The following is a 20,577-nucleotide window of genomic DNA, read 5'->3' on the forward strand; positions in this document are numbered from 1 at the left end:
AGTCATCTAAGTTTCAATTAAGCTTAGATGACTTTTTCATTATTCAACTCCCTTTAGAGCTTCAACCATGTTAATAGTTTTAATTTTATGACTGATAATAAGTGTTGTAACAGCTGATGTCAACCATACCAAGACACTTGCGATTAGCAGCACTTGCCAAGTCACATAAGCTGTGTATTCAATACGAATAGTTGAAAATGTCGCTACATACCTCCTTAAGAACCAGATTCCCATTGGAATTCCCAATAACCAACCAATCGAAGTCGTCATCAAGTTTTCAATCATGGTAATCAATTGCAAATTTTTCTTAGAAAAACCAAGTACTTGCAAAGTAGCATAATCACGCATACGTTCAACAAAATTTAAAGAACCTAAATTGTAAAGGACAACAATGACAAGCAACAAAGCAAAGCCAATAATCATCAAAAAGACACTCATCAAACTATTTACAAAATCATAAGCATTCTTTTCTTGATCTGATTTATTAATGACCGATAGAATATTAGCATCATTTTTGATATCTGCTTTTGAGACTTCTTGGCCAACTAGCATTGTCTGTGGAGCAAATCTTCCACCAGCTTCTTCAAAGCTTTCTGATCTGATATAAGCACCTTGGTTTGTCTCACTAGTCACAATTCCCTTCACTTTAAATGAATAAGATTTACCATCTTGATATGGTTTTACTTCTAAGGTATCTCCTTTTTTAATGCCTGCTAGTTCAGCAAAGCGATTTGTCACATAAATGCCACCTTTTCCAATCGATTTATCATCTGCTGTTTTCGCATTGACATAATCACCATCGCTGACAATAATCAAGAGACGATTATAACCATCATCTTTTGAAAAATGCGCTTGACTAATTTGAACCCCTTGGCCTTTATATGTTTTTTCAGCCAGATTATAGTTAGCTACGGTTAGACGCTTAGCGTATGAAAAGTCATTGTTATAAGCTTTGTCCACCAAATGATTCATTGAAATCGGCATACCAACACCAGCAATGAGCAACATCATACTTCCAGCCACTCCGACAATTCCCATGAGCACCCTCACCCTGTTAATGAAAGCGTCACGTATTGCCCACTTAGTCTCATCAGAAATTCGACGCCATAATGCAGGCATTTTCTCAAGAAAAACATGATGAACTTTCTTAGTCTTTCCACGTAAGAAAATAGCTGGTAATCCCTTAATGACTTGACGCGAAGCTAAATAAGCTGACAACGTACAAATAAAAATAACAAGGAAAATAACAGCTAAAGCAGACCAAGAATAGGCAATTTGCCAATGTGGCAAAGTAAACATAGTCTTTTGTGTTTCAAGAACAAAAAGTGACATCAAAGGAGATACTGCTGCGCCGACCAAAGCACCAAAGCTCCCCACTAATAAGCCAAATGAAATATAATGCCAAGTGATTTGTCCGTTGGAGTAGCCCAAAGCCTTAATGACTGCAATTTCTTTGGTTTGACTCTCAATAAGACGTCGAATAGTAGTAAACATAGCAAGAACGGCAAGAAGAATAAAAATAAACGAAAACAGATACGATAAATTGCGAATTTGTCCGACACGTCCTGTCGCCTCAGACACCTCTGTTAATGTTTCCTGATTATAATAAGATAACAGATGCTCTCCTAAAATCTCCTCAAGATCATCTCTGATATCATCTTCTTTAGCATAAATCTCAAGAGCATTATAGCCTTTTTGATTGCTAGTGACTTTTGCCAAAGCTTTTTCTGACACATAACCGTAAGCATAGTTTTTAGAATTTGGCGCTAAATATTCAATGCTTCCCGTAAAATAAATCTTATCAGCCGATTCAACCAAGCCTTTAATCGGAAATTTAAACGTTCGATTAGCTAAAGAAAGCGTCAGCTCATCACCAAGCTTCAAATGATTTTTGTTAGCAAAATTTGTATCTAACCAAATGCCTTCTGAGTTATCATCAAATTTTTCCCCTTTATCAACAGTAATAATTTTTTCTGCTAAATCATTAAAGGTATTTAAATTGAGATATTTTTCCGAATCATCATCAAAATCAACTTTAGTCAATAAAGTGGTCTTAGCATTAACTTTATCAACAGAAGGTAAAGCTTTAATGTCTTCAATTTGATTTTTGGTAATGGTATCTGCTTGGAGCCATACCGTTGGCAAATGAGATTTTGAAATAAAATCATCTAAGCTTTTCTCCAAACCATGCCAAGCTCCTTGCAGCCCCACAAAAATTAGCACGCTTAATAAGGACATCAAAAACACTGAAAAGAATTGTTGCCAATGACGTCTGATATCCCTTCTGAGTTTTAAATTAAGATATTTCATCATTCTTCCAATCTATTCATTTTATTTGTCGACAATAGCATCAATCTTGCCATCTTTTAAATAAATGACCTTATCTGCATACTTTTCAAATTCAGCATTGTGCGTTACCATAACGACGGCAACGTCCTTATCAGCAGATGTTTCTTTTAACAGTTCAATAATTTTCTGTCCTGTCTTCGAATCAAGCGCACCTGTTGGCTCATCACACAAGAGAAGTTTTGGTTTCTTAGCTAAAGCTCTAGCGATGGACACGCGCTGCATTTCACCACCAGATAACTGATTAGGGAAATTATTTTTACGATGACTAAGTCCAACTTTTTCCAAATAGTGTTCAGACTGCTTCGCATTTTTAGTCAATTGAGCAGCAATACTGATGTTTTCTAAGGCGGTTAAACTTGGCACAAGATTATAAAACTGGAAGACAAAGCCAACAACATCTTTACGATATTTTGATAACTCTTTATCATTTAGACGTGTCACATCCGTATCCTCAAACATAAAATTACCACTTGTCGCTTGATCCATACCACCGAGTAAATTTAACATGGTACTTTTTCCAGATCCAGAAGGACCCAAAATGATGGTAAACTTACCTTTCTCAATTGAAAAAGAAACATCATCTAGAGCCTTAACCTCTTGATCTCCAACCTGATAAATCTTACTAATATTTTGAAATGTAATCATTTTTTCTCCTAAAATTCTGTCAAAAACTTCACTTTTTCTTTCAATGATGGTTCCTTATATTGTTCAATAATGCGTTTTGACACCGCTTCTCTGTTACTTGCAATGATTTCCTCCGCTTTAGCAACAGCTTCCTTAATTGGAACTACGATTGGCAGGTCGTAGTGTTTGATAATTTTTTCCAAGCGTTCCTCTTGGCTGCCAGTTACTAGCTCAGGCTTCTTCCCAATTGCCATAAAGCCTTCTTGAATTTCAATATCAGATAGTGTTCGATACTTTTCAGAAACTGGTCGATGACCATCAGGATCCATGGCAAATTCCACCGGTAAATGAACCACATCTGTGTACCACATTTTCGAATGCATTTTAGCGACTTGACCATAGGCGTCCATGTATTTGCGATAGAAATTTTTCCCAGGAATTCCTAAAATCGCTTTAGAAAGTCTATGAATAAATTTCGCTCCTGGATTCAATCCAATTTTTAAGCGTACCGTTCCGTAAATCCACTCATTAAGTACCGAACCATCTGAAATAAAGCTAGAATTTTCTTTGTATAGAATTGCTTCTTCTCGTATTCTCTCTTCAAATCTCTTTAATCCCAAAGTCATCAGCTCGGTTGCATTCATGTCTTGAAATCTCCTACCTGGATAAATTTCGGTTAGAATTTCACGAGCTGATAAGGCATTAATCAACGGTATCCCAGTTGCAATCGATAGAGCAGTTGCCGTTGTTGTTTTCCCAGTTGAATATGTTCCCGAAATAACCAGTCTAATTTCCCTTTTGTACATTTGTTATTCTCCTAAATCAGGTAATTGATGAGCAATTTTACTTGAAATACAAATGCGATTTTTTGTATCAGCACCAGACATTTCAAAAATTTTCCAATTATGGCCTTTCATATCAATTAACTTGTTTTTTCTGATTTTTCCTAATAATTCAATCTCATCGACAGGAATCGGATGAGCTAACTCAGCAGTCACATTTTTCATCCACAATGTCTGACTACAGTCTCTATCAATATTATCAGCGTGATAAGCTAACATCTCAGCCATTTGTGAAAATACAATCAACAATTCTAATAAAGAATAGCAATGAGAAAAATTAGCCGATATTCCTTTATAATCAACTAATTGACTATTTGCTCTATTTGCCTTACAAAAGATTGAACATTTATCTGCCGTATCAAGCGTATCTAGGAAACTAATATCGTAAATATCATGTTGAATATTTTTTAAATGATTACTAATAAATCCTTCAAAATCTTCTCCTGCACCAGCTACTTTTCCTGAAGAATCAATATTTTTAAAAGTCACACTAACTTTCATGTCTAGAATCAAGACATTAAATAAGGCATAATCATTTTCAGTAACTGAGCTCTTTAAAATGAGGGGAATTTCATTTAAATTCTCAATTGGCTTCATACCAGACTTGATTTCAAATTTAGTCAAGAAATAACTACTTGAATCTTCTCCGATAGATTCCAAATACTTTTCAGCCAATAAGCTAGCTAAAATAACACCATCCAGAGTACTCAAATGCGGTTGTACTTCTTGCTGTGACTTACTTGACCAAGTACCACTGTGACTAATTGAACCAAATAGATTATCATCAATCTTAGTTACACCATATAGAGTTCTCTTGTGCCCATCACCAAAATATCTTTGGCGATGATCACCTAACAATGCATCAACATTTGCCATCCATCTTCTCCTTTTCCATTTTTCCTTTACGTATCCATCATACAAGAGCAACAAAAAACAGACATCCGTAATTTACGAATATCTGTTTACCTTTTTGGTTCCGTATTATACTAATTTTAATTTAACAGCTTCGCGCACTGCCCCCACTCGACCTGTAACATTTAATTTTGTACAAATGTTGGTTACATGGGTATCAACCGTTCGACGGCTAATAAATAATTCCTTAGCAATTTGTGCATTAGAATATTCTTCAGCAATCAAGCTCAAAATTTTTAGCTCAACTTCTGTCAACAAATGATTTTCCTGACCTTCCAATAAAGTATCTGGAATCACACAATTACCGTTAGCAACATTGATAATGGTGCTTGTTAAGTCTGTACATGACGTTTCTTTTGGCAAAAATGCCTTCACTCCGAGCTCATTGGCGCGCTTATGCAAGATTGGCTCATAAAAACCTGAAATCAGAATAATCTTTGGAAATTCAATATGCATTTGCTTTAATTGTTCAATCAAGTCAAACCCGTGAATGTCTTTTAACATCAAATCCATGATTAAAACATCCACTTTCTTACACAGCAAACAAAGTTTTAACTCTTCTACCTCTGTAAATGCCCCAACAATATCAAACTTTTCTGCTTGAGATAACTGTGTGCAAATGCCTTGTAAAACCAACTCATGGTCATCAATCACTGCTATTCTTATCATTTTTATCTCCTTTCGGCAATAGCATCCTTACTCTCGTTGGTGATTTTTCAATCTGTAACTCTCCGCCAAGAAGAACTAGTTTTTCAGCAATCACATTAAGTCCAAAATGACTTTTATGATCATCAGATCGTTCAATAAATTCTCCATCATCTACTACTTCAACCACAACCTGTTCAGCGGTCTCAAAAAGAGATAATTTAATTTGCTTAGCATTACCATGCATAATACTATTAGTAATTAATTCCTTGATCGATCGCAAAATGAAATTGCTCACACGACTTTCAAAAGGCAAACGCTCAAAAGCTAGTTCATGTTCAATCAGAACAGGTTCTTCTTTTTGGAATTTATTCAAAAGTTCTAAAATTGCATTTTTTAATCCTAATTCCTTGATCATCAGAGGATAAATGTTAGAACACAATTCACGCAACTCAAAAACCACATCGTCTAAAGTATTTAAGACTTCACCTTTATTGATGCTGTCTTCAGATTCTATTTGTTTCTTATGGTAAATAACTTCTTGAATAATGGTGTCATGAATAGTGATGGCAATGTCCTCACGTTCCATCTCAACAGCAGAAAAAATCGTCTGCCTATCCAAGCGATAGTTCAATTGTTTTGCCATATCCATAAAATCTTTGATGATAGGTAGGGAACAAAGAAGAAATAAAAAACAATAAATGGCCACGAACCATACTGGCATAAATTGCATCATAACCGCAAAAGATACCATGACAAAAGTTGATACAATAGCTACCAGAATATATACCACAGGTAAAGGCAGAGGCGTTCTCGTCATCGTTAAGCGATTGACGATTAAATGATTGACAGCCCCAGTTATTGGGAGAAATAACAAAGGAATGGTACATGAGAAAGGAAGGTCATACGGTAATGGAAAAATATAGCCAATGAATAAAGGAATTAAACTAAGTATGGTTAATAATATAAGATTAACCTTCTGCAAAAGAAAAGATGAGTAATCCTTTACCAAAGAAAGAGCAGCTAAAATCAGTAAAAACGAAAAGCTAACGTAAAACACCCCATTAGATAAGTATTTAACAACAATCAATGGAAGAGAAAATTGCTCAACCAAAGCAAAAATCAGCATGGTTATCAGTGAATATGAAATAACAATTCTTGAAAACACAGATAATTTTGTTGCTTCTTCTTTTAACACACTTGCTCGCCAGAAAACATCAGTGAAGAAAGGCAATAAAGTAATATAGGAAACCACAAAGAAGCGTCCCAAAGTATTGCCCATACTTGAAGGAATCAACGAGCTCAGAAAAAAGGCTGTCGCAATTAAAAACAAACTATAGCGTCTACTCGTCTTACTCGACTTATCTTTTTTCAAAGGTAGTATTGCCCAGATCAGTAAAACCAAAGCTATGCTCTCAAAAATGACAAATAAAGAATCAAAAGACTTCTTTTCCTTAAAAGAAATACGCTTTTCTTGCTGATTATGTTCAACAAGAATTGATTTTGCCTGTTCAACAATCAACCATTTATTCAGCAAAACGTTTTTGCTGCTCTCTTGCTGATCAATTTTTAAAAGAAAATCTCCTTCAGAAAGTTCTGTTTCCTTGGCTAAGCCGCCATTGTGAATATCTGTAACTCGCCAATTACCATTCTTAAAATCAGCTTCAACTCCCAGATAATGGTGATGGCTTGTAAAAGCAAAATAATACGCCCCAATCACTAAAAATATCAGCAAGGATATTCTCAGCCAAACTTTCTTACTTATCCTAAACATCTCTCAACTCCTTTACCATAAAACTCCTCAAATCGTGTGATATGGAACTATTATAGCAAAAAATATCATGAAATAAGATAGAACTATTAAATATTCTGATTTTTTAAGGAATGCAAAACTAAAAAAATCCTGAGCAAACTCAGGAAAACTTTCTTAGTTTTTCAATAATTCCGCATATGACTTACGGTGACCAAGTTGCAAGACTTTACCATCTTTAACTAAAACAGGACGCTTAATCAACATACCATCAGAAGCAAGTAAATCAGCAGCTTCATCAACCGTTAAGCCATCAACTTTGTCTTTCAAGCCAAGTGCACGATAAGCTTGACCACTAGTGTTGAAAAAGTTTTTGATTGTAAAAGAAGAATTTTCAATCCATGACTTAATTTGATCAGCCTTTGGTGTATCGAGCGTGATATCAATCGCTTCAAAATCAGCCCCTAATTCTTTCAATTCTGCTTTAGCACGACGACATGTGCTACATTTTGGGTATTCGTAAAAAGTAAACATTATTCTTCCTCTTTTCTAAAAATAGCATTTTCATGCTCTAAAAGCCAACGTTTTCGCTCGATGCCTCCAGCATAACCAGTTAACTGCCCTTGACTACCTAAAACACGGTGACAAGGAACAATGATAGATAATGGATTTTTACCAACAGCACAGCCAACGGCTTGCGCCGAACTACAGTTAATTTGTTTAGCAATTTCTCCGTAAGTCATTGTTTGACCATAGGGAATTTGTGCTAAAATTGCCCAAACTTTCTTTTGAAAAGCAGTACCTTCTGGCACTAAAGTTAAACGGCTAAGCTCAGGATTTTTTCCTGCAAAATAATCTTCCAGCCAAATTTCTATTTCATCTAAAAAGATATTACCTTCTTCAATTATTTGTTCTGTTTCATAGACACGCTCAAAGTATTTTTGCCCCTCAAAATAAACACCTAAAATTCCATCATCACCAGCTAGCAACGAAAGATCTCCAATAGGTGACGAAAAAAACTTTCGCTTAATTTTTCCTGACATTTTAACTACCTCTTATAAGCTATTATCTTTCCAACGCTCATTGATTTTAGGAGTTCCATCAGAATTAAGTAAAGGTGTTATCCCTGAAGGATCACCAAGTCCACCAATAACTTCAAGATACTCAACCCCAGTTTCACGGTCAACTAGCAAAGTTAAATTTTGTTTTTTATTATCAAACTGAATACTGAAAAATCGTTCTTTCAACTGCTTTTGATAGTCTCTTAATTCTTTTTTCTCCATGATAAATCTCCTTTAAATCATTTTCCTCATTATATCAAATAAATACAAAAAGAGCCGAGATTTAATCTCAGCTCATCTTAATTATTTCTTAGCAATTAAACGAACACGTACGATATTGTCGCTCGCTTCAAAGTTAGCTACCAAGTGATCAACTTTGGCTTTATCTGTTTCATCAAGATCAAGAAGGGTATAAGCATAATCACCTTTTGAACGGTTGATGATATTATCAATGTTAATGCCAAGTTCAGATACCGCTGTTGAAATTTTAGCCACGATATTTGGAACATTTTTATTAATAAGAGTAATACGATATGGTGCTGTCAAAGCTTGATGGACATTAGGGAAATTAACTGAATTAGTGATTTCACCTGTTTCCATAAATTGACGAATGGTTTTACCAGCCATAATCGCACAGTTCAACTCAGCTTCTGCTGTAGAACCACCCACGTGAGGGAAAACAGTGATTTTATCTTTGTTGAGCAATTCTTCAGTACCGAAGTCAGTGATATAGCGTTTAACCACACCAGCTTCAATAGCTTCAAATAATGCTGCATTGTCAACCAATTCACCACGCGCAAAGTTAATAACGACAGTTCCCTTTTGCATCAATCCAAAAGCTTCACTATCAAATGTATTACGAGTTTCATCTGTCAATGGTACGTGAACAGTAATGTAGTCACAGTTAGCAAAAATTTCTTTGACATCATCTACACGTTTAACATGGTGAGAAATGTTCCAAGCTGTTTCAATAGAAACATATGGGTCATAGCCCAAGACATTCATCCCAAGGCGTTGTGCATAGTTGGCAATACGACCACCGATTGCTCCAAGTCCAATAACACCAAGTGTTTTACCTGAGATTTCGCTACCAGCAAATTGTTTTTTTCCAGCTTCAACTTGTTTTGGAACATCATCTCCTGAAAGAGTATTTACCCAAGCGTTGGCAGCAATATAATCACGTGCTGACATCAAAATTGAAGCAAGTACTGCTTCTTTAACTGCATTGGCATTGGCACCTGGTGTGTTAAAGACCACAATCCCTGCAGCTGTTGCATCAGCAATTGGAATATTATTTGTTCCAGCACCGGCACGCGCAATTGCTTTCAGATTTTTCGTAAATTCAATCCCATGAAGGTTTTGACTACGAAGAATGAAAGCATCTGGATTTTCTGCTAAATCACCATCAATTTGGAAATGATTTCCTAATTCTTTAAGACCTACTTGATTAATATTATTAAATGTTTTAACACTGTATACCATATTTTCCCCTTTACACCAAAAGTCTGGGATAAAATCTCAGACTTAATGGCTTATATCGCTATAAAAGAAACACGTTTATTACCCTAACCTACATAATCTACAGAAATCTTATTTATTTTCTGCTTCAAATTTTTTCATGAATTCAATCAAATCAAGCACACCTTGGCGTGGGAATGCGTTATAAAGACTTGCACGCATACCACCAACTGAACGGTGACCTTTAATATTCTTGAATCCAAGTGGTGTTGCCTCAGCAACAAACTTAGCATCAAGTTCTTTACTTGGTGTCACAAATGGAATGTTAGCCACTGAACGTTCTGCCGGATTCTTAACAGGATTTGTATAAAAATCTGATTGGTCGATGAAATCATACAAAAGACCTGATTTTTCACGGTTAGCAGCTTCCATCTTATCAACGCCACCAAATGCTTTCACCCATTCAAAGACGAGTTTTGCAATATAAATACTGTATGCTGGTGGTGTATTGTAAAGTGATCCCGCTTCAGCTTGGATACGATAATCAAGCATAGCAGAAAGCGTTGGTTCGTCGTTCAAGAAGTCTTCACGAACAATAACAACTGTAACACCAGCAGGGCCAATATTCTTTTGAGCACCAGCATAAATCAAAGCAAAATCTTCAACATTATAGCGAACCGCTAAAATATTTGAAGACATATCAGCAACGATTGGCACACCATTAGTGTCAGGAAGGTCATAGATTGAAGTTCCTTCAATAGTGTTGTTTGTTGTGATATGAACATAAGCAGCTTCTGGATCAATATCTTTTGGATCAAACGTAGGAATATGATCGTATACAGTATCTTCTGACGAGGCTAGGAGCAAGGGTTCAAAAGGAACGGATTTGGACAATTTAACAGCTTCAGCATAAGCTTTTTTACCCCATGATCCACCAACTAGATAATATGCCTTACGTCCCTTAGCTAGGTTCAAAGGAAGCATAGTGAATTGTGTAGATGCTCCACCTTGAAGGAACATTACTTTGTAATTATCAGGAATTGCCATCAATTCACGCAATAATTTTTCAGCTTCTTTAATGATATTATCAAACTCTTTGGAACGGTGGGACATTTCTAAAACACTCATGCCGCTACCTTGGTAGTCAAGCATTTCACGCTGTGCTTGTTCAAGCACTGGTTTTGGTAACACTGCAGGACCTGCAGAGAAATTGTAAATTGTCATAAAAATACCTCCGTATAATGGTATAAATTATATCACAATTTTCTGAATTTTGTAAAGATTTTTACGGGTTTTTATCCAAAATATTTATAAACAATCATGTTATAATAGTAAATAACAAACATTAAGGAGAAAAAATGATTATCAAAGAATTTTGTGCTGAAAATACAACACTGCTCAACAAACTCGACTCATCAGTTAAACGTGTTGAACTTTGTGATAATTTAGCTGTTGGTGGGACAACTCCTTCATATGGTGTCATCAAAGAAGCTGCACGCTATCTTCATGAAAAAGAAATCTCACTAGCAACAATGATTCGCCCCCGTGGTGGCAACTTCGTCTACAACGATAGTGAACTTCGTATCATGGAAGACGATATTCTTCGTGCAGCAGAACTAGAAAGCGACAGCTTAGTGCTTGGATTGCTAACTGAAGACAATCATATTGATATTGAAGGCATTGAACAACTCCTTCCATCAACACAAGGATTGCCACTTGTATTTCACATGGCATTTGACCAAATTCCTTTAGAAAATCAAAAGGAAGCTATTGACCAACTCGTTGAACTTGGTTTTGTCCGTATCTTAACGCATGGTTCTTCAGTAGCTAATGATATTTTTGAAAATGTCAGCCATCTTAAAGAACTTGTTGACTATGCCAATGGACGAATCGAAATTATGGTTGGTGGCGGCGTTACGGCTGATAATTACCAAGAACTAATTGAAAAAACTGGTGCCCAAGCAGCACATGGCACTAAAATTTGTTAATAGTGATTCAACACCTTGAAGAACAAGGTGTTTTTTCTGCCAAAAAATCCGAATTCTACTGAACTCGGATTTTCCATCACATTTATTTTTACTTTGAAGATATCTTTATTGCCTAAACGGCATCTCCTCCACGTTCACCTGTACGAATTCGGATGACTTCTTCAATGGGAAGAATGAAGATTTTCCCATCTCCAACTTCCCCAGTGTGAACGGTTTTGCGGATAATATCCACAACTTCGTCAACCGCATCATCATGAGTAACAATTTCAACTTTAACTTTTGCAAGTAATGTTGGCACAATTTTTTGACCACGAACATATTCTGCAAAGCCACGTTGGTTACCATACCCTAAAACTTGGCTGACGGTCATCCCTTTTGTAAAACCAGCCTTTGATAAGGCATCTTTCAGATCTTCCAAGCGATCTGGACGAATAATAGCCTCGATTTTTTTCATAATGTACACCCTTTCTAAACTTCTCTATTGTATTTAGTTTAACTCAGTTTTTTATTTTCAACAAGCCAAACACTATTGCTTATGAATCCAAGCCCATGAATGTTGGGTAGGCTGTTTCTTCATGTTCACTATCATCAAGACCAATAGCTTCTGCACGATCTTCAACACGAATACTTGTAAAGATTGAAATAACCTTAACAATGACAAAGGTTGCAACTGCTGACCAAACAATTGTGAAGATGATAGCTGCAATTGTTACTAAGAAAAGATGTCCATTTCCATAAATCAAACCAATGTTGTGTTTATCAAGAGCAAGCTCTGGTGTAGTGAAGAGTCCTGTTACCAATCCACCAAAGATACCACCGATACCATGACAACCAAAAGCATCAAGAGCATCATCATAACCAAATTTGCTTTTAAGAACTGAAATAGCGAAATAACAAATAGGACTAACGCAAAGACCAATCAAAAGTGAACTCCAAGTTGAAACAAAACCTGCACCAGGTGTGATAGCGACAAGTCCTGCAACCAAACCAGTTGAAGCACCAACAAGTGAGAATTTACCAGTCAATGTTTTTTCAATAAGCAACCAAGAAAGCATTGCTGCCGCTGCTGAAATATGAGTTGTTACAAAGGCATGAACAGCAAGTCCATCAGCTGCTAAAGCTGAACCTGCGTTAAATCCAAACCAACCGAACCATAGTAGACCAGCACCTAAGAAAACAAATGGAACATTGTGAGGACGGTATTCTAAACGATCATAATCACGACGTTTTCCAAGAAGAATAGCTAGAACTAAACCAGATACCCCTGAAGTGATGTGGACAACGTCACCACCGGCAAAGTCGATTGTACCCCATTGGGCCAAAAGTCCTTCGTCCCAAACCATATGAGCAAATGGGAAGTAGACTACCAAAAGCCATAGAACAACGAAAATAACTAGTGGTGTAAATCTCATACGTCCTGCTGCTGCCCCTGTTAAAATGGCAACTGTGATGATTGGGAACATCATTTGGAAAGCAGCAAACAAAGCATCCGGAATTGCTAGACCTCGTGTACTAGCTGAATCACTAACACCATTGAAAAATAGATGAGAGAAGTTACCAATAAGACTTCCGCTTCCACCAAATGAAAGGGAGTAACCACAAATCATCCACATTACAGAACCAACCGCAATAGGAATCGCACACATCATCATGGTGTTGATGACATTTTTACGTCTTCCTAAACCACCGTAGAAGAAGGCTAAGCCAGGTGTCATTAAGAAGACTAGGCCAGCACAGATAATCATAAAAGCAATACTTCCTGCATCCATATCAAAAACTCCTTTTATTTTCTAAGGTTTTAATTTTTAAAACCAAACTCAAAATCTCTAACATCGCGTTAGATTTTTATGTTAGATAATATAACACTATTTTTTGGACAAGTAAAGAGTTTTTGGATAAATTTTCTGAATTTTTTAATTTTATAACAAGTGATGTCAGAGAAATATGCTAGTCTAAATCGCACAAAAAGCCTTATTTTAAAAGCTTTTAGCAATATTTACAGAAAACATACAATGTTAGCTTTCGCTCATTTTTTATTATAACTATCAATGTTATATTTTCTGACATCTATTTGTAAGCAAACTAAAAAATCAGACAAAATGCCTGATTTTTTCAATGAATCATATCAAATACCATGATAAGCATTATAAACTTCTTGACGATTTAAGCCATACGTTTTGGCAACCTTCTTAATGGCTTGATTTGGTTTTTCACCAGCCTCAACTAGGCTAGACACAAGCTCTGCTGGATTTAAGTCTTCTGCAGCAGCTTCAGTTAAAACAGCTTGATCCTGACCAGAAACAATTAACAAACACTCACCTTTTAAGGGATTCTCAGCAATATACTCCAAGAGTTCTGAAATAGAACCACGTTGATATTCTTCGTAAAGTTTTGTCAATTCACGAACCAAAACAACTTGTCTGTCACCATAGACAGCTAACATGTTCTCTAAGGTATCTGACACGCGATAAGGTGATTCATAAAAGATTTGTGTTTCAGGATAGGCTTTTTTACTCTCAAAAAAGTCTTTTTGTTGTCCTGATTTTCGTGGTAAGAACCCATAAAAGATATGTGGCTGTGGTGCAAGTCCACTAGCAATTAACGCCGTAATCCCTGCTGAAGCCCCTGGAAGAGCCACAACAGTAATATCTTCAGCAATGGCTGCTTTTACCAAATCATGTCCTGGATCTGAAATTGATGGCATTCCAGCATCTGATACCTGAGCCAAATTTTTTCCAGACTTCAAAAGTTCTAGCAACTCTGGAATTTTTTCATAAGCATTATGCTCATGAAAGCTAATTTGCTTAACAGTAATATCAAAATGCTTCAATAGAAGACCTGTATTTCGAGTATCTTCAGCACAGATAAAATCTACTGCTTTCAACGTTTCTACTGCACGAAACGTCATATCTTGCAGATTACCAATCGGTGTTGGCACAAGATACAAGGTTCCATAGTCAGTCTGCCCCTTGAAACTTTTTTGTACTTTCATAACAGACGATTACTCCCTATCTAAGACTTCCATACAGAACATGCATTCTTCATCATTTTCACGACGTTGTCCGTAATAGTCATTACAGATATGGAAACCATCGTGATAAATACTTTCAATATATTTTTTACCTTGTTTAGAAGATTTTACAGGTGTTTCTTGTTCAAGTTGAGAAAGACGTGTACGTAGTTTATCGTTCTCAAGTCGAAGAGCTGTATTTTCTTCTAGCAAAGATTGTACTTGTTTTTTCATGGCTTCAATTTCAGCCAAGGTAATCATTAAATTTTGTGAAAAACCATCAAAGGCATCAAATAATTCTTTTTTATCCACGTACTTTGACCTCCTCTAAAGCATAAGTTAAAAGAGTATGTCGTTCAGGTAATCTCACCTTAACAGTATCAGAAAAGACATCAATTCCTGCAACTACTCCTAATCCATCAACCGTTTCAATTTCTGCTCCCAAATCAGGGAATTTCTCCTTAGAGGTTTTATAGAACTCATCTTCAAAGCTCAAACAGCACATTAAACGACCACAGATACCTGCTGTTTTACCCGTGCTAAGTGACATGCCTTGATTTTTGACCATTTTGATTGATACTGGTGGAAATTCACCCAAAAAGCTGGCACAACAAAGCGCACGACCACAAGGTCCCACACCGCCGTACACCTTAGCTTCTTCACGACTATTAATCTGACGAAGTTCAATACGTGTTTTAAAGTGAGCAGCCAAATCACGTAAAAGCTGACGAAAATCCACACGATCTTCTGCACAAAATGTAATTAAGACATAACTTCTTTCTAAAGGAAAGACAATATCAATCACTTTCATTTTAAGCTGATTGGCTTCAATCAACTCATTAACCTTATCAAAAGAATTCATGGCTAAGTCTAGGTTTTCTTGATAAGCTTGAAAATCTTTTTCGTTAGCCTTACGAAGTACTTTGTCCATCTCAGCAGGCAATTTTACTTCATCCATTTCTTCATTAGCTGTCACTGCCTGAGCTAATCGACACCCTTTTTTATTTTTGATAACGAGATAGTCACCAACTTGATAGTTTTGATTTGGCAAAACATAGACAACGTTGCCTGTTTCTTCGTACTTTACACTCAATACTTCTGTCATGAAATCACCATATATTCTAGCACATTTTGGAAGCTCACATTACTCTTCCACATCTGCTGTGCCTTATAACTTTTCTCTAAATAATCTAAACTTTCTTTTTGGTTAAATTGCTTTGCTAAAAACAAAGGCAAGAGTTGGAAAACCAATTCCTGTTCTGATTTTTCAAGCGCAGCCTGAACCAAACGACCTGTTTCCAGATAAGCTGTCGCCTTATCTTTAAATAGTATTGAGATAAAGCGTTCACAGGTCTGAAGGAGCTCTAAAATCTTCTTATCAGCCATCAACTCATCTAAGTGAGCTGGTGTTTTAGCTAACTCTGCTAAGATATCGGCCTGAGTTTTTAGAATGCCAGCTTTTTCAGCTTGTTCAACTAAGAGCTTCTTATTTTTTGGAAAACGAAAAACTTGTGTTCGGCTCTTAATAGTTGGAAGAACCTTACTTTCATCGCTAGTAAGCAAAATCATGTAAGATGAACTTTGTGGTTCTTCGATGAATTTCAACAAACTGTTAGCAGCATTTACATGCATCTTTTCACAATCTTGAATGATGAAAACCTGTGATTTTCCTTCAAATCCTGAACGTGAAAAATCACGCATCATTTCACGGATAGTATCCGTTTTGATGATTTGTCCTGTTGGCTTGACGATTTTTACATCTGAAAAATCATTATCCTCAATCAATTGACATTCACGACATTTGCCACAAGGTCTTCCTTCTTGCAAGTTCTCACAAAAACGACTTTTAGCAAGATAGAGCGCAAAATCAAAACTGGCAAAATCCCCTGAAAAAAGATAGGCGTGGTTCATCCTATCTGATTTTAAAATCTGATTAAAGTCTTTAAAAAGTTGGGGTTGCAAGCACTCTAAATCCATTTTAATTCCTTTACTCTTATTTAGCTTAGTTTCTCAAGAATTACTTGTGTCGCTTCTGCAACAACTTGTTCCAATTCACGTGAGGCATCAATCGTCACAATACGTTCTTCTGTCTGAGCTAAGTCTAAATATCCTTGTCTAACACGCTTGTGCATGTCTATTTTTTCCAAATCAAGACGATTCACTTCTCGGTCAGCATTTTTAGCAATTCGGGCTAAGCCAATTTCTGATTTAACATCAAAATAAAGCGTCAAATCAGGCTTTCTACCATCTGTTGAGAAGTCATTTAACTTAGCAATAATTTCTTTATCAAGACCACGTCCTGCGCCTTGATAAGCTACTGAACTATCAATAAAACGATCAATCAAGACCACCTTACCAGCCTCTAAAGCTGGCAACACTTTTTCTACATAGTGTTGACGTCTTGCTGCCATATAAAGTAGCAACTCTGTCTTACTGTCCATCGCAACGTGCTTAACATCCAAAATAACATCACGAATGCGTTCTGCAATTTCAACACCACCTGGTTCACGTGTGGTCACAATATCGTAGCACTTTTCTTGCAAAACTGGAAGAACTTTTTCTAAGACTGTAGTTTTTCCAGCACCATCTGGACCTTCAAATGTAATGATTATACCGTTTTTCATGAAAATTCCTTAAAATTTTTTATACTTCTATTCTATCAAAAATCGTACAAAAAAGCACTGCTAATCTTAGCAATGCTTCCATAATTCCTTTAATCAATGACTTTAGCTGAGGTTAACTCAATTGCATCAACTAGAATACCTTGATTGATTAATTTTTCACGCAAATCGGTAACATCTGCTTTGCCATCAATTTGAATTTCAATAACTACTTTACCTGATCTACGTGTTGCAACTACTGTACGTTTGATATTAAGATTATCTGCTGAAATAGTGTCGACGATTTTTGCCAAAGTTCCGACTGTATCTTCAGCAGTAATAATAACACGAACTCCTTCTTCACCATATCCTGATACTTCCAAGAATGCTTTAAAAACATCTTTTTCTGTAATCACGCCATACACCTGTCCAGATTCAACAACTGGCAAAATTCCAACATGATTTTTCATCATTGCATAGACAGCATCCTCAAGACTAGCATAAGGTGAAACTGTGACAACATCACGAATCATAATGTCACGAATTTTTGTTTTATTTAACAAATAATTCATTTCATAAATTGACAAAGAAGTCGCTTTTGATGGACTAGCTTCTGCCATTGTTCTTTCAGTAACAATGCCGACTAATCGATCATTTTCAATAACTGGTAAGCGGCGTAATCCTTGTTCTCTCATTATATCAGCTGCATGAGCAACTGTTGTATTGGGTGATACATAGACAACTTTTCTTGTCATAAAATCTTTAACTGCCATAATTAATCTCCGCTTATTTTTCTTACATTTATTATATCACAAACTGCAAGCGATTCCTAAAAAACTAAACAGTCATGAAAGAAGAGTAGACATATTTGCCTACCCTTCCTCAAAAAACTGATAAAAGATCTTTCTTATCCACCAAGATAAGCTTTACGAACTTCTTCAGATTCTAATAATTCTTTACCTGTTCCAGAAAGAACAACTTTACCTGTTTCTAAAACGTAACCACGATCAGCAATCGCCAACGCTTTGTTAGCATTTTGTTCAATTAGCAAGACTGTTGTTCCTTGTTTTTGAATATCTTGAATAATATCAAAAATTTCTTGGATAAAGATTGGAGCAAGACCCATTGATGGTTCATCGAGCAAGAGCAATTTAGGTTGACTCATCAAAGCACGTCCCATTGCAAGCATTTGTTGTTCACCACCTGAAAGTGTGGCAGCATCTTGCATTTTACGTTCTTCAAGACGTGGGAAGCGATCAAAGACTTTCTTCAAGTTCTTTTGATTTTCTTCACGATCATTGCGCAAGAAAGCTCCCAATTCAAGGTTTTCAAGGACAGTCAAGCCAGGAAAGACGTGACGTCCTTCAGGAACTTGTGACAAACCATTAGCAACAATTCGACGGGCAGGTTCTTTTTGAATCTCTTGACCAAGAAATTCAATTTTACCAGCACTTGGTCGAACCAAACCTGAGATTGTACGAAGAATTGAAGTTTTACCGGCACCATTGGCACCAATAAGAGTCACAACTTCACCTTCATTAACTTCAAAAGAAACATCTTTTACAGCTTGGATAACGCCGTAGTGTACTGATAAATTATCAACTTTTAACATTGCCATTATCCTTCACCTCCAAGATAAGCTTCAATTACGCGTTGATTATTTTTAATTTCATCAGGAGTGCCGTGAGCGATTAAGCGTCCATATTCAAGAACATAAATACGCTCAGTAACTTCCATAACTAGACTCATATCATGTTCAATCAGCATGATAGTGATATTAAATTCTTCTTTGATTTTACGGATGAGTTGTGTTAATTCTGCTGTTTCTTGTGGGTTCATACCAGCAGCTGGCTCATCTAAGAAAAGAATTTTAGGTTCAGTAGCAAGGGCACGGACAATTTCCAAACGACGTTGTTGTCCGTATGGAAGGTTTTTAGCCAAAGTTTCTGCATCACCATCAAGATCAAAAATAGCAAGTAGTTTCATTGCTTTTTGGTGCAATTTTTCTTCGCTACTGTAAAATTTTGGTAAACGAAGGAAACTTGCCAAAAGATGTGGATTATTTTGATTAGCCATACCAACAAGTACATTTTCCAAAACGGTCATATCTTTAAAGAGACGGATATTTTGGAAAGTACGTGATAAGCCAAGTGATGCGATTTTGTATGGCTTCTTACCGTTCAATAATGTTCCATCTAGAGAAACTGAACCTTCACTTGGTTCATAAACACCTGTTAAAAGGTTGAAAAGTGTTGTTTTACCGGCACCATTTGGCCCGATTAGTCCAACTAGCTCTCCTTCATCAAGATGCATGGTAACATCACCAACAGCTGTCAAACCACCAAAGTTTTTAGTTAGATTTTTAACATCAAGCAATGCCATTAGTGATTACCTCCTTTACCTTTATTAAAGAATCGAGACAAGGTAAATTCTTTTGTTCCCAAAAGTCCACCTGGACGGAAAATCATGACTAAAATCAAAGCAAGTGAGTAGATGATCATACGTAGGTTTGACACATTTTGTAAGAACATATTCAAAATACCCAAAACAATAGCCGCAAGGATGGTACCTGTAATTGATCCAAGGCCACCAAGAACAGCAATAATCAAATAATCAATTGATTTCATAATTGTGAAATCTTTTGGTACAACTGTTCCAATGTAACCAACGTAAAGTGAACCAGCAATCGCAGAAATAATTGCCCCCATAACGAAAATCATAACTTTCATTTTCGTTACGTTAACTCCCATAGCTTCTGCAGCAATTTCATCTTCACGCACAGCAATTACCTGACGACCAGTTGATGAACGCAAAAAGTTCAAAATCAAAACAGTGATACCAGCCACAAAAATGAAGATAACAGGCCAAGATGTATATGGCAAAATCCCTGTCAAACCAGCGGCACCGTTTGTCACTTCACCACCATTGACAATAAAGATACGAATAATTTCAGCCATACCAAGTGTTGCAATTGCAAGGTAATCACCTTTCAAACGAAGAGTCGGTACACCAAAAACAAGGGCTACAAGAACGGCAATCACAACACCAACTAGCATCGAGAAGTAGAAGCCACCATATGTTGGATTTTGTTGCGTAATAATAGCTGTCGCATAAGCACCAATCGCCATGAAACCAGCTTGTCCTAGCGTAAACTGACCTGAGAAACCAAGTACCAAGTTTGTACCAAGTCCCATCAAAATACTAATACCAATCCCCATTAAAATTTGGATATAGTAAAGGTTTAAAATATTTGTTTTTGTTAATACTTCTATAATTCCAAAAAGAACTACAATAAGTGCAAGCCAAGAAAGGTTAAGTTTTAGATTCTTTTTCATTTT

General features: G+C 36.3%; 23 protein-coding genes. 1 reads left to right on the forward strand and 22 read right to left on the reverse strand.

Annotation, left to right across the window (positions count from 1 at the left end; all coding sequences use genetic code 11):
- Positions 1 to 39: 39 nt before the first annotated feature.
- The 11 genes from JG537_RS01745 to serC form a co-directional block, all read right to left on the reverse strand.
- The gene (locus tag JG537_RS01745; RefSeq protein ID WP_484600438.1) at positions 40 to 2,223 is read right to left on the reverse strand and encodes an ABC transporter permease; all 2,184 of its coding nucleotides are present in this window, start codon (positions 2,221 to 2,223) and stop codon (positions 40 to 42) included.
- A 108-nt stretch (positions 2,224 to 2,331) separates the two neighbouring features.
- Positions 2,332 to 2,994 (reverse strand): ABC transporter ATP-binding protein, encoded by a 663-nt coding sequence (locus JG537_RS01750; protein WP_199542884.1) that lies wholly within the window; start codon positions 2,992 to 2,994, stop codon positions 2,332 to 2,334.
- A gap of 8 nt (positions 2,995 to 3,002) precedes the next feature.
- On the reverse strand, positions 3,003 to 3,779 hold the full coding sequence (locus JG537_RS01755; RefSeq protein WP_199542886.1) for an AAA family ATPase: 777 nt from the start codon (positions 3,777 to 3,779) through the stop codon (positions 3,003 to 3,005).
- 3 nt (positions 3,780 to 3,782) lie between these two features.
- Positions 3,783 to 4,691, reverse strand: coding sequence for an AvrD family protein (locus tag JG537_RS01760; RefSeq protein WP_199542887.1), 909 nt, complete (start codon positions 4,689 to 4,691; stop codon positions 3,783 to 3,785).
- Positions 4,692 to 4,796: 105 nt separating this feature from the next.
- Complete coding sequence (locus JG537_RS01765; protein ID WP_199542889.1) at positions 4,797 to 5,396, reverse strand: response regulator transcription factor; 600 nt, start codon at positions 5,394 to 5,396, stop codon at positions 4,797 to 4,799.
- On the reverse strand, positions 5,374 to 7,146 hold the full coding sequence (locus JG537_RS01770; protein WP_199542891.1) for a sensor histidine kinase: 1,773 nt from the start codon (positions 7,144 to 7,146) through the stop codon (positions 5,374 to 5,376). The genes JG537_RS01765 and JG537_RS01770 overlap by 23 nt, the downstream gene beginning before the upstream one ends.
- A gap of 153 nt (positions 7,147 to 7,299) precedes the next feature.
- Positions 7,300 to 7,656: an arsenate reductase family protein gene (locus tag JG537_RS01775; RefSeq protein WP_132869393.1), complete on the reverse strand. Its 357-nt coding sequence runs from the start codon at positions 7,654 to 7,656 to the stop codon at positions 7,300 to 7,302.
- Positions 7,656 to 8,165, reverse strand: a complete 510-nt coding sequence (locus JG537_RS01780) for a methylated-DNA--[protein]-cysteine S-methyltransferase (protein WP_132869392.1) — start codon at positions 8,163 to 8,165, stop codon at positions 7,656 to 7,658. Before JG537_RS01780 ends, JG537_RS01775 begins: the two co-directional genes overlap by 1 nt.
- Before the next feature lie 12 nt (positions 8,166 to 8,177).
- Complete coding sequence (locus tag JG537_RS01785; RefSeq protein WP_074564231.1) at positions 8,178 to 8,405, reverse strand: DUF6440 family protein; 228 nt, start codon at positions 8,403 to 8,405, stop codon at positions 8,178 to 8,180.
- Between the two features lie 81 nt (positions 8,406 to 8,486).
- Positions 8,487 to 9,665 carry a 3-phosphoglycerate dehydrogenase family protein gene (locus JG537_RS01790; RefSeq protein ID WP_199542893.1) on the reverse strand — a complete coding sequence of 393 codons (1,179 nt, stop codon included), beginning with the start codon at positions 9,663 to 9,665 and terminating at the stop codon, positions 8,487 to 8,489.
- 108 nt (positions 9,666 to 9,773) lie between these two features.
- Positions 9,774 to 10,865, reverse strand: coding sequence for a 3-phosphoserine/phosphohydroxythreonine transaminase (gene serC, locus JG537_RS01795; RefSeq protein WP_039696452.1), 1,092 nt, complete (start codon positions 10,863 to 10,865; stop codon positions 9,774 to 9,776).
- Positions 10,866 to 10,999: 134 nt separating this feature from the next.
- Between serC and JG537_RS01800 the strand changes: the two genes are divergently transcribed.
- Complete coding sequence (locus tag JG537_RS01800; RefSeq protein ID WP_199542895.1) at positions 11,000 to 11,629, forward strand: copper homeostasis protein CutC; 630 nt, start codon at positions 11,000 to 11,002, stop codon at positions 11,627 to 11,629.
- A gap of 112 nt (positions 11,630 to 11,741) precedes the next feature.
- Here JG537_RS01800 and JG537_RS01805 read toward each other — a convergent pair whose 3' ends face one another.
- The 11 genes from JG537_RS01805 to JG537_RS01855 form a co-directional block, all read right to left on the reverse strand.
- Complete coding sequence (locus tag JG537_RS01805) at positions 11,742 to 12,083, reverse strand: P-II family nitrogen regulator (protein ID WP_199542898.1); 342 nt, start codon at positions 12,081 to 12,083, stop codon at positions 11,742 to 11,744.
- 79 nt (positions 12,084 to 12,162) lie between these two features.
- Positions 12,163 to 13,398 carry an ammonium transporter gene (locus tag JG537_RS01810; RefSeq protein WP_199542900.1) on the reverse strand — a complete coding sequence of 412 codons (1,236 nt, stop codon included), beginning with the start codon at positions 13,396 to 13,398 and terminating at the stop codon, positions 12,163 to 12,165.
- Between the two features lie 356 nt (positions 13,399 to 13,754).
- Positions 13,755 to 14,621: a 16S rRNA (cytidine(1402)-2'-O)-methyltransferase gene (gene rsmI / locus JG537_RS01815; protein WP_014335159.1), complete on the reverse strand. Its 867-nt coding sequence runs from the start codon at positions 14,619 to 14,621 to the stop codon at positions 13,755 to 13,757.
- A gap of 9 nt (positions 14,622 to 14,630) precedes the next feature.
- Complete coding sequence (yabA, locus tag JG537_RS01820; RefSeq protein WP_058814171.1) at positions 14,631 to 14,951, reverse strand: DNA replication initiation control protein YabA; 321 nt, start codon at positions 14,949 to 14,951, stop codon at positions 14,631 to 14,633.
- Positions 14,944 to 15,744 carry a PSP1 domain-containing protein gene (locus JG537_RS01825; protein ID WP_132868760.1) on the reverse strand — a complete coding sequence of 267 codons (801 nt, stop codon included), beginning with the start codon at positions 15,742 to 15,744 and terminating at the stop codon, positions 14,944 to 14,946. Before JG537_RS01825 ends, yabA begins: the two co-directional genes overlap by 8 nt.
- Positions 15,741 to 16,616, reverse strand: a complete 876-nt coding sequence (locus JG537_RS01830; protein WP_132868759.1) for a DNA polymerase III subunit delta' — start codon at positions 16,614 to 16,616, stop codon at positions 15,741 to 15,743. The genes JG537_RS01825 and JG537_RS01830 overlap by 4 nt, the downstream gene beginning before the upstream one ends.
- A 20-nt stretch (positions 16,617 to 16,636) precedes the next feature.
- On the reverse strand, positions 16,637 to 17,263 hold the full coding sequence (tmk, locus tag JG537_RS01835) for a dTMP kinase (RefSeq protein ID WP_199542903.1): 627 nt from the start codon (positions 17,261 to 17,263) through the stop codon (positions 16,637 to 16,639).
- A gap of 89 nt (positions 17,264 to 17,352) precedes the next feature.
- A complete protein-coding gene (locus tag JG537_RS01840; protein WP_199542914.1) occupies positions 17,353 to 18,012 on the reverse strand; it encodes a CBS domain-containing protein in 660 nt (219 codons plus the stop codon).
- A 134-nt stretch (positions 18,013 to 18,146) separates the two neighbouring features.
- Positions 18,147 to 18,857, reverse strand: a complete 711-nt coding sequence (locus JG537_RS01845) for an ABC transporter ATP-binding protein (protein ID WP_074560767.1) — start codon at positions 18,855 to 18,857, stop codon at positions 18,147 to 18,149.
- A complete protein-coding gene (locus tag JG537_RS01850) occupies positions 18,857 to 19,621 on the reverse strand; it encodes an ABC transporter ATP-binding protein (protein ID WP_074481347.1) in 765 nt (254 codons plus the stop codon). Before JG537_RS01850 ends, JG537_RS01845 begins: the two co-directional genes overlap by 1 nt.
- Positions 19,621 to 20,574: a branched-chain amino acid ABC transporter permease gene (locus JG537_RS01855; protein ID WP_074481346.1), complete on the reverse strand. Its 954-nt coding sequence runs from the start codon at positions 20,572 to 20,574 to the stop codon at positions 19,621 to 19,623. The genes JG537_RS01850 and JG537_RS01855 overlap by 1 nt, the downstream gene beginning before the upstream one ends.
- Positions 20,575 to 20,577 lie beyond the last annotated feature (3 nt).

The sequence above is a fragment of the Streptococcus vicugnae genome (assembly GCF_016461705.1).
GTDB lineage: Bacteria > Bacillota > Bacilli > Lactobacillales > Streptococcaceae > Streptococcus > Streptococcus vicugnae.